This is a genomic window from Pantoea agglomerans NBRC 102470, assembly GCF_001598475.1.
GTDB lineage: Bacteria > Pseudomonadota > Gammaproteobacteria > Enterobacterales > Enterobacteriaceae > Pantoea > Pantoea agglomerans.
The window spans coordinates 57,715-74,664 of record NZ_BCZA01000001.1 but is presented as its reverse complement, the minus strand read 5'-3'; the positions used below and the strand labels follow the sequence as shown (position 1 = coordinate 74,664).

Below are 16,950 nucleotides of genomic sequence, written 5' to 3'. Positions count from 1 at the left end.
CGCTCCATGACCGGCTCACGCAGCGTTGCCGGTGTCATTACCAGTGCCTGATCGGCCCGGTATCAATATGTACAAAGTTACTGCGGGGATAATATCCTACACCACCCGCACGCAGAGATAACGCCGCTTTGCGTACATTGGCCAGAGAAACCCCTTCGATATGGAAATCCATTGCCTGGCCTTTGGTATGATAGCTGTGCTTTGCCACCCCAGGACCGCTCTCACGTAACATGTTGTTGGTTGCCAGTGAACGGTAGCCCGAAACCAGCTGTATCGGTTTACGCATTCCCAGCAGCGCCTGCAGGCGGAAGATTTGATCAAACAGGTGCGGATCGATGCTTTTCACTTTATTGGCGCGATAGTCACGGAAAAAGTGATTTAATCGTGACAACTCATCCTTGTCGTAACTCTTACCATTAAAAAACTCAGTTTTAAGGGTTTCACCGGTATGAAGATTATTAAGCATCAATACACGCGGGCGAGAGGTAGAAAGCGAGGCCCTTGCAGAAGCGGGTAATAATGCCAGACCGGCGGCGGCGCTACCGCACAGCAGTAGTTTGCGACGAAAAGAATCAATAGTAGACATGTAACGATTTACCTGAGAGTGAAGCCATAGAAATGTGCAAAAAGCGCACAGCCCGAACCATAACTTTCTCTCAGTAGAGCGTCAACCCATCTGCAACCTGTTTGCGTGGCGATACCTGCAGGAATCGCCATTTGATAACATTTTTCTGAATAACCGGCCCGCCGCTAACGATTTAAAATCAATCACTAGAGCAGCAATTGCTCAGCCCGACTCAAAGCCTGGCTGCCCGAACGCGCGGTGTCATCATAATTGTAAATATCTGTGCGGAACTGTGGTTTGCCATCATCAGCGACCCACGCCGTCAGATAATAGAGATTGACCGGAATACGATGCCGAATGGGCACGTAGCGTGTGTCACCCTCTTTTAACGTACTGGAGATGCGGGCATCGTTCCAGCCCGCGTCCTGCAGTAATAAACCTGCCAGTTCAGACGCTTTATTTACCCGGACGCAGCCTGAGCTGAGCGCGCGGATATCCCGCTGGAACAGGTTGTGGTTCGGCGTGTCGTGCAGATAGATCGCATCTGAGCTGGGCATATTAAATTTATAGCGGCCCAGCGCATTCGCCACACCCGGTGCCTGAATCAACCGATAGGGGAACGATGAAGCGGTGACCATGCGCCAGTCGATCATGCTGGGATCGATCACTTCAGCGTCAGCGCTCCAGCCCGACAGCAGGGTATAGCCATGCTTATAGAGATAGGTCGGATCCTGCTTCACTTTAGGAATGATATCTTTACGCACCAGCGTGGTCGGCACATTCCATGGCGGGTTCAGCACCACATTATTGAGCGCGCTGCGCATCAACGGCGTTTTGCGATCGGGACGCCCGACGATGACGCGTGATGAGAGGATCTTGTTGCCGTTGTTGTAATAAATCAGCGAGTAGTTGGCGATGTTCACCATAATGCCGTTGTGCATATCGTCCGGCAGCAGGCGCAGTCGCTGAATGTTCAGCGCCAGCAACGAAGCACGCATCTGCGGAGAGACGTTAAGCCACTGCCGCGTTCTGGCACCGATAGCACCGTCGCCATCCAGTCCCTGCCACTGCTGGAAACGCTTCACACCCGCCACCAGCGTCTCGTCATAGACATTGGCGGTGTTCCCTTCCAGCGTCTGACTCTGAACGTTACCCGGCGATTGCAGTGAAGGCGCGGACAGATCGGTGACTGGCGCGGCGGAAGGGCTGACCGCAACCGGCTGGTCGCTGTGGGTCACTGGTGAGGCGGCCACCGGCACCGCATCGTCATCCGGTGCAGGTGCATTAACCTGCGCCGTTAACATGCCGCTGCGCTGCAGGATTTCACGCAGCGCCGGCACATCGTCACTGACCTGTCCCGGGCGCAGCGTTTCACTGCTTTTCAGCTGCGGCCAGGGTTGTTTATCACCTAGCAGGGTTTTCAGCGCGGCGTGCATCGGCTGATACTGCGGGTGCTGCGGCTGCAGTGACGCAATAAACGTGTTGCCCGATCCTGCATTGACCGCATTCTGCCACTGATTCACGACCGCCACCGACGGCTGTGTCAGCTGGTAGGGAACATTGCTGTAAAGCCAGGTTTCACCCTGCGTCGGCACATTAGAAACAAATTGCAGATAGCCCAGCATCGCATCGGACAGCGCGACATCCCGGGCAAAGCCGGTGATCGCCGGGTTAGTCAGACGCTCAATCCAGCGCGTGAACTGTGGCTGAACGCCGGAAAGCGCCACTTCAGCCAGCTGCTGCTGAAATTTTTGTATCGCCTGAGGATCCTGCCAGAGCGGTTGCATATGGCGGGATGCATAGAGCGTCGCCAGCGGTGCCAGATAAAACGGCTGATCGGCGCTGGAAAACGCCTGCCGGATGCGTTGCTGACTTTCGGAAACGGAGATAGCCGCCTGCGTTGTCCCGGGCAAAGCGGCGATGACAGCGGCCTGCGGTAGCGTAAATGGAACAACGGTTAGCGCCAGCGCTAACAATGATAGAACGCGATGATGATTTAATTTTTTTACCAGCAACATCCCTGCCCCCTTGTTTTTCAACTTCGCAGTGTTCCCTGTATCCACTGCGACCGCGCCGTGACTCATCATGTGAGTATACAAACAAAAACGGCATTTGCCTCATGCGACAAATGCCGTAACCAGATTAACGAATGGTTCAGTTTTTGACTACGTTTCCGCCTGCGAATTTTCAGCGGTTAAATCGGGCAGCGCATCTGCGTCGCTTCCCGCCCGCACCGGCGAAGGATCGGCAGCAAAACCACGCAGACCGACCACATGCACATGCTCGGTGTTATTAAACACCTTACGCACCAGTTTGTAGGTCGTGCCTTTTTCCGGACTGATATTCTCCGGTGCTGCAATCACCAGCTGCATCTCCAGTCGCTCACAGAGTTCAAACAGCGTGGCGATGGAGCGGGCATCCAGACGGGCCGCTTCATCAAGGAACAGCAGTCGGCATGGCGAAATATCTTTGCCGCGCAGACGACGGGACTCTTCTTCCCAGCTCTGCACCACCATCACCAGAATGGACATACCGGTACCGATCGCTTCACCGGTTGAGAGCGCCCCGCTCTCTGCGCGCAGCCAGCCATCGGAACCACGGTTAACTTCCACTTCCATCTCCAGATAGTTGCGGTAGTCCAGCAGCTCCTCACCGATGGTCTGCGGCGTACGCTGCCCCATGTCGATATGCGGATTAAGACGCTGGTAGAGCTTCGCCAGCGCCTCCGAGAAGGTCAGGCGATTGCTGTTAAAGAGATCCTGATGCTGCTCGTGCTCTTCCGACAGCGTATCCAGCAGCATGGCGTGGGTTTCACGCACGTTCACGTTGAGCCGCACGCTGCGTACCTGACCAAAGCTGACGGTCTGCAGGCCCTGGTTGAGCTGGCGGATACGGTTCTGTTCACGCTGGATCGTTTTACGGATGATGTTGGCCGCACTGCGCGAACTGATTGCCAGCATCTGCTCACGCGCCGTCAGCTCTTCCGTCAGACGGTTCAGTTCGATTTCCATCTGCTCAATTGCTTCGACCGGATCGTCAGTACGAATAATATCCTGACGAATACGCTCGCGCAGATGCTGATAAACCGCAATAAAGAACTGAATTTTACGTTCCGGACGTTTTGGATCTTCCGAGAGTCGCAGCACGTCGCGCAGATGTTCGTTGTCCGCTACCGCCAGACGCAGCGCACCCAGCGCTTTATCCGACATAGAGCGCAGCTCATCGCCGCTCAGGTAGGCCAGTTCACGGCGATGCAGACGACGCTCAACGCCATTCTCTTTCACCAGACGCAGTACAGTACACCAGCCCGCTTTGGCGCTGACCACCTGTTCACGCACCTGATGATACTGACGCTCCAGCTGACGCAGTCGCTTCTGCAGGTTATCCATCTCCGCTTCGCAGAAGGTGAGCTGTTTCTCCAGCTGATTGCGGCGGGCGCGGTTATGACTCAGTGCCGTGTAGAGTTCGTCACGGCGAACGCGCGCGCGTTCTTCCGCGCTGCTGTCAGCCTGGACGCCAATGTCCTGCATCTCCTGCTGCAGCTCTTTCAACATGTCGCGCTTGGCATCATAGGCGCTTTTCAGCGAGGCCAGCACCTGGGAGTATTGCGTCAGCTGCGCCTGATGTTCACGCAGGCGATCACGACTGCGGCTGCGTTCGCCCTCAGCCTGCTCCAGACGCTGACGCAGCTTATCGCTGAGGTCGTTGTTGCCGTTGAGCATGCTGGCCGAGTCGTCGTAGCTGAAGTGGGCGCGACGCTGCACCACTTCTGTCAGGGCAAAGGCCTGCTGACGGGCGTTGCGCTGCTGCTGCTGCGCCTGCTGATAATCCGCCTGTAACTGCTCATGCTGTTCCGGATCGCTCTGCAGCACGGCGATGATCGGTTCCAGTTTCGCCAGCTTAGCACCATGCTGATGCAGGAAGCGCGCCGCTTCCTGTGCGGCATCGACCTGCTCGCGGATCTCTTCGCAGCGATCGCCCAGCGTCTCATCCAGCAGCAGATTGACGCGTGGCAGCAGCCGGTTTAACTGTGATACGCCCTCTTTGGCCAGCTCATACTGCTGACGCTGCTGCTGATTGTTGCTCTCATGCTGATTCAGCGCGCGCTCCAGCTCACCCCGGCGTGCGCCGAGCTGACGGATCTGCGCTTCCGGATCGGCGTCAAAGGCGACGGCCAGATGACTGCCGATAAAGCGGCTGAATGACTGATGCAGACGCTGCGTTTTCTGCACGTCGAACGACAGCGTGGCGTAGCGTTCGGCCAGCTTATCGCGCTCAAGATGCAGCAGCTCCAGCTGATTCTCACGCGCCGCGCGGCCAAACAGCGGTATTTTCGGGAAGCGGGAGTAGCGCCACTGACGCTCTGCCACCTTCACCACTACCGCATTCTGCAGTTCATCGACGCTGAAGACGCTGTCATCGAACGACTGCGGATCACCCTCGATCAGGTAGAGATCTTCCGGACACTCTTCCAGACCATCCAGCAACTCACGAACGCGGGAGAGATCCGGCACCACAATCGCATGACGCGACGGACCGTAGAGCGCCGAGAAGTAAGGCGCATCATCCAGCGTTACATCATCGTAAATCTCTGACAGCAACACGCCGCCAAACCGTTCGGCAAGCTGGGTCAGGCGCGCATCTTCCGCACCGCCTGGCTGGCTAAGACGTTCAATCTGCCGCTCGATATCACGTTTTTGAGCGGCCACTTCGTCGCGCTCGACGGTGGTTTCACGCTCACGCTCCAGCAGCTGCTGCATATATTCGGTGACGTCCTGGCTGCTGTTCAGCGCCTGGCCGGTCTGTTCGCTAAGCTGGGTCAGGATCTCCTGCGCCGCCAGCCAGTGTGGCGCACGGGCGGTCAGGCTGGTGATGCGTTCGCGCAGCTGCTCCAGCTCCTGGCGCATCATCATGCGCTGCTCACCGGCGTCGGAGACGCTGCTATTCAGCTGTTCAATCTGTGCTTCAAGCTCCTGCTGCAGGCCTGCCAGCGCATCCGCTTCATAATGCTGCCCCTGACGCTTGCAGAATTCCGCCAGCAGGCGCTCCGCCTCATGCTGTTCGCGCAGACGCTGTTCCAGCTCATTGAGACGCAGACGCAGCGAAGAGAGCTGTTCGGCGTGATGACGCTGGTTGCTGGCATCACGCAGCAGTTCGCGGCCGGTTTGCCAGGCGTCCTGACGGGTCACGTCACCGGCAATGCTGGTCACCAGCGCCAGCGCCTGTTCAAACTGACTGTGCGCCGCTTCCGCTACGCTCAGCTTCTGCTCCAGGCGCAGCAACCGTTCTGTCGCCTCTTCCTCTTTGGCCTGGAAGCTTTCCTGCCATTCAGCCGCATTTTCAATGCTCAGATCGGGTAACTGGCAGAGCGTGCGGGCGCGTTCCAGCGCCTGCAATGCCTGCTGATACTGGATAGCGCGGGTTTGCTGCACGTCGAGCGCCTGCTGGAAATCGGCCAGCTGGCTTTTCAGCTCATCCACTTCCAGCTCAGCCGCTTCGGCCCGCGCTTCATTCTCTTCCTGAATTTCACGCGCTTCGGCGACCACTTCGGTCTGCTCTTCCAGCCGCAGCGTCAGATCTTCGATATCCGCATCGTAGCGCTCAATCTTCTCCTGCTGACGCATCGCCGTCTGTACCAGGTTCAGGTGATCGCTGGCAGCCTGATAATCGACTTCAAGATCGTTTTCTGCACCACTGTGCTCAGCCAGTTCGCGCGCCATCTCAACATGACGATACTGCTCGGTGGCGAGCTGCTTACGGCTGCTGAACAGCTCGCTGCGCAGCTGTAACGCGCTGTCGAGGTGTCCCCGACGCTCGTTGGCGTGGCGCATATAGTCAGCCGAAACGTAGCTGGTCGCCTCGGAGATCAGATGCTTGAAGAGATCGCGGTCAGACTGGGTAACGCGGATCGCCTCCAGCGTCATGCGGTTCTCGCGCAGCGCGGCTTCCATATCCTGGAACGCTTTGCGCACGCCACTGTTTTCAGGCAGCAGGTAATCACGCAGCGATCGGGTGATGGCGCTGGAGATACCGCCATACAGCGAGGCTTCAATCAGACGATAAAACTTGCTGCGATCGCTGGCAGAGCGCAGACGACGCGGCACCACACCAAGATCAAACAGCATGGCGTGATAATCGGTGACTGAGTTATAGGCGCGGAACTGTACCCCTTCCTGCGCCTCAACCCGCTCTTTGACTTCGTTCAGCGGTAATACGCGTGCCTGACGGCTGTTAAGCACTTCCGTCAGCATATCGGTTGGGTTGGTGTCGGTGGGCAGGCCATGAATACTGAATGGCTTGATATCGACCTTTTTATCGCGTCCGGCGACCTGTTGCAGACGGACACCGACCACGACACGCTGATGGCGTGAGTTCACCACATCCAGCATGGAGTAGCAGACCCCAGCCCGCAGTTTACCATGCAGCCCCTTGTCACGGGATCCTGATGTCGCGCCCGCTTCGGTGGTATTACGGAAGTGCAGCAGCGTTAAATCGGGGATCAGCGCGGTGACAAATGCCGCCATCGTGGTGGACTTACCCGCACCGTTACCGCCTGACAGCGTGGTCACTAATTCATCGAGATCAAAGGTACGGGCAAAAAAGCCGTTCCAGTTGATCAGCGTAAGCGAACGAAACTTTCCGCGCTCAATCATGCCTGTTCTTCCTCTGCGTTCTCACTCGCGTCACCTTCCTGCCCTTCACCGTCATCGGTGTCGACCGGTGCTGTCGCGTTTTCCAGTAGCATGGCCTCGCCATCACGAATCAGACGAAGCTGCGCTTCACGGGCATCATCACCGCCGCGCACGTCGGCACCAAAGCGGAACACCGATTCCGTGATGCGGAACTTGCTGCTGTCGTTGCCGAAAAACCACACCATGCCAAGGCGACGCAGGCGGCTCAGAGAGGCGCGCACTTTCTCCTGCAGTTTGGTGCGATCCAGATCCGAACCGGTTGAACGCTGGTTGACCAGCTTCAGCAGGCGGTTCTCATCGGCCAGAGAGAGCAGTTCGTCGTACAGCTCCTGCTGGGTGAAGATACCTTCATTGGCCAGTCGTTCCGGGCTGAGATAGAGATAGCAGAGAATCTTCCCGACCATCATGTCCAGCTCAGAGAGCACGGAACGTGGAATCAGCGTGGTTGAACGCGGACGCAGATAGAAGAAGCCTTCCGGCGCACGGATTAACTCAACGTTATAGCGGCTGTAAAACTCTTCGAGAAACGACTGGTAGTCCATCAGAAAAGCGTGATTATCCAGCTCTTCGATACCGATATGGCGTCCGGCGCGTAACTGGCTGTCCAGCGCGGGAAAAATCGGGTTGGCCAGTGCCTGTGCCAGCTTAACCGGCATCACTTGTTCAATATTTGTCGATGACATGTGCCTGCACCTTGGCTCCGTAATCATTGATGGCTTGCCATTCCACAGGCAAACCGGCTAAATCAGCTTCCGCTACGCCAAGGCGCACCGCCTGATCCACCACAATACGCGCCAGATCGAAATGGCGGGCTCGGGGATACTGGGCCAGGTAGTCGCGCATCACTGACGCGAGGTTGAGCGGTTTTTGTTGCGATTTGTAGACCTGCAGCGCTTCTTCAATCATCGCTGCCAGCTGTTCGCGGATTTCGTTGATCTCTTCGTACTCCATCTCCGGCGGCAGTTCGCCCATCACTTCGTCGTTACGCAGCGTCAGCGCCTCATCACGCATGTCATACAGGCGGTCGGCGTTGGCATAGGTCAGCGCCCAGGGCGCGTCGAAGTAATTCTGCACCGATACCCGCAGGCGCTGCGCAAAGACGCGGTTTTTATCCATGTCGATGGCGGTACGAATAAATTTATGGACGTGGCGGTCATAGCCGATCCAGAGGTCAATCGCCTGCTGGCCCCAGCTGGTAATACGGTCGAGTTTGCTTTGCAGATCAAACACCAGCTTATCGACAAAGCCCAGATCGGGACTGTCCAGCGTGGCATCCTGAATGCGCAGCAGATTTTCCTGAAGTTTGTCGCCCGCGGCTTCCAGCGTATCCTGCAGTTCACGCAGCGTTCCTGAGGTTTCAGAAAGCAGCATTTCACAGCTGGAGATGGCCGCGCGCCAGTCTTTGTTCAGCAGTTCGGCGATATCATTTTTAACCGCCTGCTGCTGTTCATCCATCAGACGCTGGGTCATATCGATGCTGTCGAAGATCTCCGCCACGGAATATTTCAGCGGCGCGAAAACATTGCGGTGCCAGTGAAACTCATCACCGTTTTCCTGCGCAGCATCGGCTGCCCGCTTAAGCTCATTGGCCACAATCGACAGCTGCATCGACAGGCGCAGAGTCGAGAACTCACGCTGGCGGATGTAATAGTCGGTGATGCCGATCGCCAGCGGCGTCAGGCGATAGATGGCATTGCCTTCCGTGATTTCGCTGGTAAAACGGTTGAGCAGGCGCTGTCGCACCATGTCGTTGATGGCGTTGTTGGCACGAACCAACACGGTTTCATGGGTTTGTTCGAAAGCTTTACTGACGTGACGGAAAGCATCAATCAGATCGCCTTCGCTCATTTCGCCATCCATCCGCTCACCGTTGAGGGTGGCGATAGCCAGCAAAAAGGCCAGACGTTCCACTGGCAGCGCAAGGGAAAAGTCATTTTTGCGCGCCCAGGAGACCAGTTCAGGTACCGTCTGGGAAAATTCACTCATAATTCGTCCTTCTGCCCGGGTTTACGCGCGGTCACGTGGATGTAGCGCCCTAAGCTCAAAAAGGGTTCCTGACGGCAGTAACGCCGCTCCATCTCAATAATTTCGTCGTCGCTTTTTGGCTCGCCCTTCGGCGGCTTCATGTAGTCACTGAACACCCGGATCCCGGCACGCTGCTCAATCACAAAGCCACACGCCTCCAGCCAGCGATAGACCTGCTCGGGGTCGCGCGGATAGTCAGGCGACAGCGTTCGCTTTTTGCGTTTAGTCAGATTGGTGCGCAGATAGCCGAAGTTACCCAGCGTTAAGGTGCGCAATGTCAGGCCGTGCAGATTGTAAAACATCAGCGACATGACGCCCCCCGGACGCAGCAGATCAAACAGCGCTTTCAGCACCTTCTCCGGTTCAGCGACCCACTCAAGCACAGCGTGGAACAATACCAGATCCACCGGCTTATCCAAATGTTCACCCACCTGCTGAGCGCTAATTTGTCTGAATTGCATGTTGTGGCTCACACCCTGCGCCGCCGCATTTTCCCCGGCCCGGCGCAGCATCTCGCTGGAAAGGTCGCACAGCAGAACCTGATGGCCCTGCGCAGCAAGCCCGCTGGAGACCTGGCCGACACCGCCGCCAGCATCCAGCACCGACAGCGGGTGCGGTGACAGACCGGGCACTATCTTCTCCAGCTCATCCCAGAGGATGGCCTGGCGTATCTTCCCTTTAGTGGTGCCGTAAATATTTTGCGAAAATTTATCCGCGAGATCGTCAAAGTTACGATCCTGCATGGCATGCGCTCCGGTATGCTGCGGTGAGACTTGTGCTATTTTGTCACAGGCACCAGAAGAATGAACCTTTCATCCCCATCTTCCCTTCCGGGTGCTCTATTTTCGGACAACAGGACTCTTTTTTGATGTTATTTACCCTTAAAAAAGTTATCGGTGGACTGCTTTTACCCCTGCCGTTTCTGCTTTTGCTGATGGCGCTTGGCATTTTACTGCTTTGGTTTACTGGCTGGCAGAAAAGCGGCAAAACCGTGATCTCCGTCAGTTGGCTGTTACTGCTGCTGCTGAGCCTGCAACCGCTGGCCGATCGTCTGCTTTTGCCGCTGGATAGCCGCTATCCAACCTGGAACGGATCAGAGAAGGTGGACTACATTGTGGTGCTGGGCGGAGGCTATACCTTTAACCCAGCGTGGGCGCCCAGCTCAAACCTGCTGAATAACAGTCTGCCGCGCGTGGCAGAAGGCGTTCGTCAGTGGCAGCGGAATCCGCAGTCGACGCTGATTTTTACCGGCGCAGCGGGCGGCACCAATCCAAAGAGTAGCGCCTGGGTAGCGTCACAGGTGGCGGAAAGTCTGGGCGTTCCCCGCGAACATGTTCAGATTCTCGACCAGCCCCGCGACACCGCGGATGAAGCGCAGGCGGTCAAAACCGTGGTGGGCGATCGCTCGTTTCTGCTGGTCACATCCGCGAATCATATGCCGCGGGCAATACGCTTTTTCCACGCGATCGGGTTGAAGCCAATGGCCGCTCCCGCTAATCAGCTGGCGATTACGTCACCGCTGAATGGATGGGAACGGGCGATACCCTCATCGATCTGGCTGAGTCACAGTGAACGTGCGGTCTACGAAACGCTTGGCACTCTGTTGCAACAGCTAAAAGGCGAGGAATCGGACTCAGCCGAGCCAGGGAAGTAATTGCGCGCGTGCATGGTCAAAACGCGGACGATTAAACGTGCCGGTCTGAACCAGATGCTCAATGCAGTCCCACAGTTGATAAACCCACCGACGCCAGACAAAACCCTCTGAAACCGGCGCCCGTTGCAGGTAGCAATGCAGCAGCGCCGTTTCGGCAGGCGAGGTATCCAGATGGATAAGATCGTATTCACGGGGTGCCCAGAGGATGGTGCCCGGCTGTGTCATCGCGATTAACTGGTCACTGCGGCTATCTTTCAGCATGCTCTGCAGCTGAACGTTGCCGTGAACCATCACACAGGGATCGTCGAAGCCGCGAAACAGATGCGTCAGTCGCGCCCGGCAGCGAAACAGAATCTGGCGATCATCCAGCGTAAAGGCTGGCGGACGCAGATAGCTCAGGGTCGCCCATAGCACCTCAACCCGTTGTGCATACCAGGCGGGCCAGCTGTTCTGCTGCGTGCTGTCCACCGTACCGACCAGGCCATGGCTGTCGAGCCGGTGCCAGGCCAGCACTCCCTCGACCACCTGTTCGCAAAACTGTTGCCAGCGCTGAGCATCCCGCGCAGGTACCTCCGCCGTCACGCCATTCAGTCGCGCCAGCAGGAGCATTTCATGCACCGGCGGCTGCTGGCTCATCACCAGACCATAGACCGCTGGCACGGCGATCAGTCCGGCCTGGCCTAGCAGCGCCAGCTTTCTGGCTTCCATCGCCGCCCGGCCCTGATGACGAAAATATTTCGCCACCACCGGCATGGGGCGCCCATCCCGATCGTATAACGCATAAAGCCGGGTGGGTGGATGTTCACTGATCATTTCGAGGCGGCTGATGGTTTCACCCAGCGCCAGCGTGAGTTCCGATTTAAGCTGTTCCATGCGGCATCCTCCTCAGATGAATATCACAATATCCTGAAGGAAGTGTTGGAGATAAGTTTAGCGGCGGATCAAGAACGTTGCGCTGAAACGGGGAGACAGGCTCCCCATTTGTCAGGCCTGCATGGCATCACGAACGCGTTGCAAATCGTCTGGCGTATCCACACCCACACTGGGAATGGTTTTCGCGACGGCGACATGAATTTTTTCGCCGTACCATAAAACACGCAGTTGCTCGAGCAGCTCAATCTGTTCCAAAGGGCAAGGCGCCCAGGCGACATAGCGGCGAATAAAACCAGCACGGTAGGCGTAGATGCCAATGTGGCGCAGCAGCGTATCACCGATCTGCTCGCGCGATGCGGCGTACCGTTCACGATCCCAGGGGATGGTCGCCCGTGAAAAATAGAGCGCGTAGCCATTCACATCCATGACGACTTTCACCGCATTCGGATTAAAGGCTTCTTCCACATCGGTGATCGGCACCGCCAGCGTCGCCATCCCGGCCGCCGACCCCGCCAGATTGGTCGCCACCTGACGCACAATCTCGGCCGGAATCATCGGCTCATCGCCCTGCACGTTTACGATGATTTCATCATCGGCAAACTGATATTTTTCGATCACTTCCGCCAGTCGCTCAGTGCCAGACTGGTGATCGGCGCGCGTCATGCAGACTTCGCCGCCTGCCGCTTCCACTGCCTGCGCCACGTCGGGATGATCGGTGGCAACAATGACCCGGCTGGCACCCGATTCACGGGCCCGCTCCATTACATGCACGACCATCGGTTTACCGTGGATATCGAGCAGCGGCTTGCCGGGTAAGCGGGTTGACGCATAACGCGCAGGAATGATAGCGGTGAAACTCATGGATGAATCTCTTCAACTGACAGCGTGCGGGCTTCTGTTTCCAGCAGCACCGGAATGCCGTCCCGGACCGGGAAGGCCAGGCCATCAGGTTTGCAGATCAGCTCCTGTTGAGCATTGTTGAAGTAGAGTTTGCCATTGCAAACCGGGCAGGCAACGATTTCGAGTAAACGATGATCCATATGTCCTCCATCAGGGACCGAATGCTTAAGGATTCAAGCATACCATAGCGCGGCGCGTGCGGGATGGGGTAAAACGCCATCCCGCAGTGGCTGCCGCAAAATTGATTAATCCAGCGTCCACAGGGCTGGCCACTGATCGTTAAGCGCGTCGGGTGCCTGCAGGATAGCGACGCTTTCAGCCCCCTGCCACTTCGCGAAGCGTTCGATAGCACGCCGGATATCAACCAAAAATCGCGCCGTAACGCGGGTCTTCTCCTCCAGCCAGATGTTTTTAATCTCCAGCTGTTTTGCCTGACGCAGCATGCGGGCATCCAGCCGCCCTTTTATCTGGCCGCGATGGAGGATGGGCAAAACAAAATAGCCAAATTTGCGTTTTTCCTCCGGGGTATAGCACTCAATACGGTAGTCAAAATTGAACAGCTCACTCGCACGCTTGCGATCCCAGACCACCGGATCAAACGGCGACAGCAGCGCGCTGTGCGTCGCCTGCAGCGGCTTATCCAGCAACGGCACGTAGTCACGATGCAGCCACATCTCACCCAGCCCCTCTGTATTGACGGCGACCAGATCGCCCGCAGCCTGGGCGTCAGCGATAAAATCGTTCAAGAGTGCCCGCTTCAGGCGATAGTAATCCGCCAGCCAGGCCGCGCGGAAAATCCCTAAGCTGCGGGCGCTGTTCATCAGCATCTGACGGGTCGCCTCCGCTTCACTGATGCCATGTATCGCATCCTGCCAGTCGGGCATCACGCGGCTGCGCAGATCGTAGACGCGCTGAAAATTACGGCGTTCGGTGACCATCAGCTCACCGGCGCTGAAGAGATTCTCCAGATGACGTTTGTGCGGTTTCCATGCCCACCAGCCTGACTTCGGGTTGTCGGCATGGGTAAAATCGGCGGCGCGTACCGGGCCATTGTCTCTGATCTGCTGCAGTAATTCGGCAATAGCCTGCTGGTGCTCAGCGACCCATTGCGCATTGTATTTCCAGCCCAGACGTTCCGGCGACAGCATGCGATGACGAAGAAGTCTGTAATCGGCACGGGGAATAAAGCAGGCTTCGTGCGCCCAGTACTCAAAGAGTTCGCCCTGTGCCAGAGCCTGTTCCAGCCATGCCTGAGGATATTTCCCCAGGCGACTGAACAGCACCAGATACGGACTACGGACCACCACATGAATGGTATCGATTTGCAGCAGCGACATGCGGGAAATGCAGTCAATCAGATCCTGATAAACAGCACGTTTTGCCGGAGTTCGCAGCAGGCCCTGCGCGGCGAGATGAAGGTGGCGTGCTTGCTGTAACGAAAGTGAATGCGTACTGTTCATCCTCTTCCTTATCAGGCTTCACCTGAACGGGGGCGGGTATCAGGAAATATGGCGGCAGAGTTGTTCAATGTCATCCAGTAACGGCGTCACGGCATTACCAGTTAAATGGGCATCGACCGGCAAATACCACCAGTCAGGCTGGGCAAAGTGACGGCATTTCACCGCGTCTTTTTCGGTCATCAGCAGTTGCTGACCCGCCTGGAGTAATCGGGTCAGTTCATCTTTGCTGTAGGCATGATGATCGGCAAAGGCGATCTCTGCGACCGGCGTTATACCCTGCTGTTTCAGCGTGGTGAAAAAACGCGGGGGATGACCAATACCGGCCATGGCGACTACCGCACCCAGTTGCTCCGGCGGGCAGGTTTCACCGGTCAGCAGATTGGTGGCCAGCCCGGGCTGAAGTTGCATGGCAATCTCGTCGGGCTGTGCTTCGCCGCCGTTAATGATCACGGCATCGACCTGCTGCAGACGATCGGCACGTTCACGCATCGGACCGGCAGGCAACCACCAGCCATTACCAAAGCGACGGACCCCATCAACCACCACGATTTCGCGATCGCGCTGCAGGGCGTAATGTTGCAGGCCATCATCCGTGATGATCACATCCAGCGAACCCTGTTTCAGTAACGCCTCAATCGCCCGTCGCCGTTGAGGGGCGACCGCGACCGGCGCCCCGGTGCGCTGGGCGATCAATACCGGCTCATCCCCGGCCTGTTCGGTGGGGGTCTGCGCCGTGACCAGCAAGGGATAGTGGTCCGCCTTGCCGCCATATCCTCGGGAGACCACGCCAGCGCGCAGGCCGCGCTGCTGTAACGCCTCGACCAGCCAGATGACCACCGGCGTCTTTCCATTCCCGCCAGCAGTCAGGTTACCTACCACCACGACCGGCAGAGGCGCACGCCAGCTTTTACGCCAGCCGCGCCTGTAACTGAAGCGTATCAGGGCCGTGATCGCACCATACAGCAGGCTGAATGGCCATAGCAGCAGCCATAGCGGTGAGCGACCACTCCAGATACGTTCAATCATTGGCCGAATTGCATCTTGTGCAGCTGTGCATAGGCACCGCGTTCTGCTAACAGCACCTGATGCGTACCGCGTTCAACAATCTGGCCATCTTCAATTACCACGATTTCATCCGCTTTCTCGATGGTAGAGAGTCGGTGTGCAATCACCAGCGAGGTACGGTTCTTCTGCAACTCATCCAGTGCAGACTGAATCGCGCGTTCAGACTCGGTATCCAGCGCCGAGGTGGCTTCATCGAGGATCAGGATCGGGCAATCACGTAACAACGCACGGGCAATGGCAATACGCTGACGCTGACCGCCAGATAACAGCACGCCATTCTCGCCAATCATCGTATCCAGGCCCTTATCCATTTTATTGATAAAGTCCATGGCATGCGCCATGGTGGCCGCCTGCTCGATCTCTTCACGACTGTATTGCTCACTGCGGGCATACGCGATGTTATTGGCAATCGTGTCGTTGAAGAGGTGCACATTCTGTGACACCAGCGCCACCTGATTACGCAATGAGCGCAGGCTGTACTCACGCAGATCATGACCGTCCAGCAGGATTTCGCCCTGCTGGATATCATAAAAGCGGGTCAGCAGGCTCGCCATCGTAGACTTACCGGAACCGGAACGGCCCACCAGCGCCACCGTTTTTCCTGCTGGCAGCGACAGATTGATATTACGCAGTGCCGGAATTTCACGGCCTGGGTAGGTAAAGGTGACATCACGGAATTCAATATCCCCTTTAGCACGGGTGATTTCGCGCGTACCGTTATCCACTTCCTGCTCACTATCCAGAATAGAGAACAGTGTCTGACAGGCCGCCATCCCACGCTGGAACTGGGCGTTGACGTTGGTCAGAGACTTAAGCGGGCGCATCAGGGCAATCATCGAGGAGAAGACCACGGTGATGGTACCGGCTGTCAGGGTATCCATGACGCTGGGGAAGCTGGCGGCATAGAGCACAAAAGCCAGTGCCAGCGACGCGATCAGCTGAATAATCGGATCGGAAATGGAGGAGGCTGAAACGAGTTTCATTCCCTGCTGACGCATCCGGTTACTGACGCGGGAAAAGCGCTCCGATTCAATGTCCTGTCCGCCAAAAATCAGCACTTCTTTGTGCCCTTTCAGCATCTGCTCGGCGCTGGTTGTCACCTGACCCATAGTATTCTGCATACTTTTGCTGATGGTGCGGAAGCGCTTAGAGACGGTGCGGATAGCAAAGGAGACGATAGGTGCCAGTACAATCAGGATCAGCGACAGCTGCCAGCTGTAGTAGAACATCATGATAAACAGGCCAATAATGGAAGCCCCTTCGCGCACTACGGTGACCAGCGCGCCCGAAGAAGAGGAGGCGACCTGCTCAGAATCGTAAGTAATGCGTGACAACAGGGTGCCGGTTGACTGCTGGTCGAAAAACGAAACCGGCATGCCCATCATATGGCTGAACAGACGACGACGGATGTTCATCACGACGTTGCCAGAGACCCAGGAGATGCAGTAGCTGGAGATATAACTGGTGACTCCGCGGACCAGCATCAGGCCAATAACCACTAACGGCAGCCATAGCATCACCGATCTGTCAGCTTTACCAAAACCATCATCCAGTAACGGTTTCAACAGTGAGAGCATTAAGGCGTCGCCCGCAGCATTAATAATCAGGGCGACTGAGGCCGCAATTAATCCCGCTTTATTAGGCGCGATCATCGGCCAGAGTCGGCGAAACGTCTGCCACGTAGAGAGATCTTTATCTTGATGCATTATTTATTCA

General features: G+C 56.8%; 13 protein-coding genes. 1 reads left to right on the top strand and 12 read right to left on the bottom strand.

The genetic code is table 11. The features are described 5' to 3' along the window. Window positions 1-37 precede the first annotated feature (37 nt). From mepK to cmoM, 6 genes are all read right to left on the bottom strand, one after another. Entirely contained in the window at window positions 38-586 is a 549-nt protein-coding gene (gene mepK, locus PAG01S_RS00315; RefSeq protein ID WP_010254972.1) for a peptidoglycan L,D-endopeptidase MepK, read from the bottom strand. A gap of 185 nt (window positions 587-771) precedes the next feature. Further along, entirely contained in the window at window positions 772-2,583 is a 1,812-nt protein-coding gene (gene ldtD / locus PAG01S_RS00310) for a L,D-transpeptidase (protein ID WP_062757331.1), read from the bottom strand. Between the two features lie 147 nt (window positions 2,584-2,730). Next, the gene (mukB, locus tag PAG01S_RS00305) at window positions 2,731-7,218 is read right to left on the bottom strand and encodes a chromosome partition protein MukB (protein ID WP_062757330.1); all 4,488 of its coding nucleotides are present in this window, start codon (window positions 7,216-7,218) and stop codon (window positions 2,731-2,733) included. Next, a complete protein-coding gene (gene mukE, locus PAG01S_RS00300; protein WP_010669765.1) occupies window positions 7,215-7,940 on the bottom strand; it encodes a chromosome partition protein MukE in 726 nt (241 codons plus the stop codon). Before mukE ends, mukB begins: the two co-directional genes overlap by 4 nt. Next, a complete protein-coding gene (gene mukF, locus PAG01S_RS00295) occupies window positions 7,921-9,243 on the bottom strand; it encodes a chromosome partition protein MukF (RefSeq protein WP_010254963.1) in 1,323 nt (440 codons plus the stop codon). Before mukF ends, mukE begins: the two co-directional genes overlap by 20 nt. Next, window positions 9,240-10,025 carry a tRNA uridine 5-oxyacetic acid(34) methyltransferase CmoM gene (gene cmoM / locus PAG01S_RS00290; protein WP_062757328.1) on the bottom strand — a complete coding sequence of 262 codons (786 nt, stop codon included), beginning with the start codon at window positions 10,023-10,025 and terminating at the stop codon, window positions 9,240-9,242. Before cmoM ends, mukF begins: the two co-directional genes overlap by 4 nt. A 125-nt stretch (window positions 10,026-10,150) precedes the next feature. Between cmoM and elyC the strand changes: the two genes are divergently transcribed. Then, window positions 10,151-10,936: an envelope biogenesis factor ElyC gene (gene elyC / locus PAG01S_RS00285; protein ID WP_062757326.1), complete on the top strand. Its 786-nt coding sequence runs from the start codon at window positions 10,151-10,153 to the stop codon at window positions 10,934-10,936. On the opposite strand, the gene PAG01S_RS00280 is transcribed toward elyC, so the two are convergent. From PAG01S_RS00280 to msbA, 6 genes are all read right to left on the bottom strand, one after another. Further along, window positions 10,916-11,809 carry a fructosamine kinase family protein gene (locus PAG01S_RS00280; protein WP_062757324.1) on the bottom strand — a complete coding sequence of 298 codons (894 nt, stop codon included), beginning with the start codon at window positions 11,807-11,809 and terminating at the stop codon, window positions 10,916-10,918. The genes elyC and PAG01S_RS00280 overlap by 21 nt on opposite strands. A 111-nt stretch (window positions 11,810-11,920) precedes the next feature. Further along, a complete protein-coding gene (gene kdsB / locus PAG01S_RS00275) occupies window positions 11,921-12,670 on the bottom strand; it encodes a 3-deoxy-manno-octulosonate cytidylyltransferase (RefSeq protein ID WP_010254955.1) in 750 nt (249 codons plus the stop codon). After that, window positions 12,667-12,849 carry a Trm112 family protein gene (locus tag PAG01S_RS00270; protein ID WP_003849374.1) on the bottom strand — a complete coding sequence of 61 codons (183 nt, stop codon included), beginning with the start codon at window positions 12,847-12,849 and terminating at the stop codon, window positions 12,667-12,669. Before PAG01S_RS00270 ends, kdsB begins: the two co-directional genes overlap by 4 nt. Before the next feature lie 105 nt (window positions 12,850-12,954). Then, window positions 12,955-14,169: a winged helix-turn-helix domain-containing protein gene (locus PAG01S_RS00265; RefSeq protein ID WP_062757322.1), complete on the bottom strand. Its 1,215-nt coding sequence runs from the start codon at window positions 14,167-14,169 to the stop codon at window positions 12,955-12,957. A gap of 39 nt (window positions 14,170-14,208) precedes the next feature. Beyond that, a complete protein-coding gene (gene lpxK / locus PAG01S_RS00260) occupies window positions 14,209-15,195 on the bottom strand; it encodes a tetraacyldisaccharide 4'-kinase (protein ID WP_010254951.1) in 987 nt (328 codons plus the stop codon). Beyond that, on the bottom strand, window positions 15,192-16,940 hold the full coding sequence (gene msbA / locus PAG01S_RS00255) for a lipid A ABC transporter ATP-binding protein/permease MsbA (protein WP_010669759.1): 1,749 nt from the start codon (window positions 16,938-16,940) through the stop codon (window positions 15,192-15,194). Before msbA ends, lpxK begins: the two co-directional genes overlap by 4 nt. Between the last annotated feature and the right edge of the window lie 10 nt (window positions 16,941-16,950).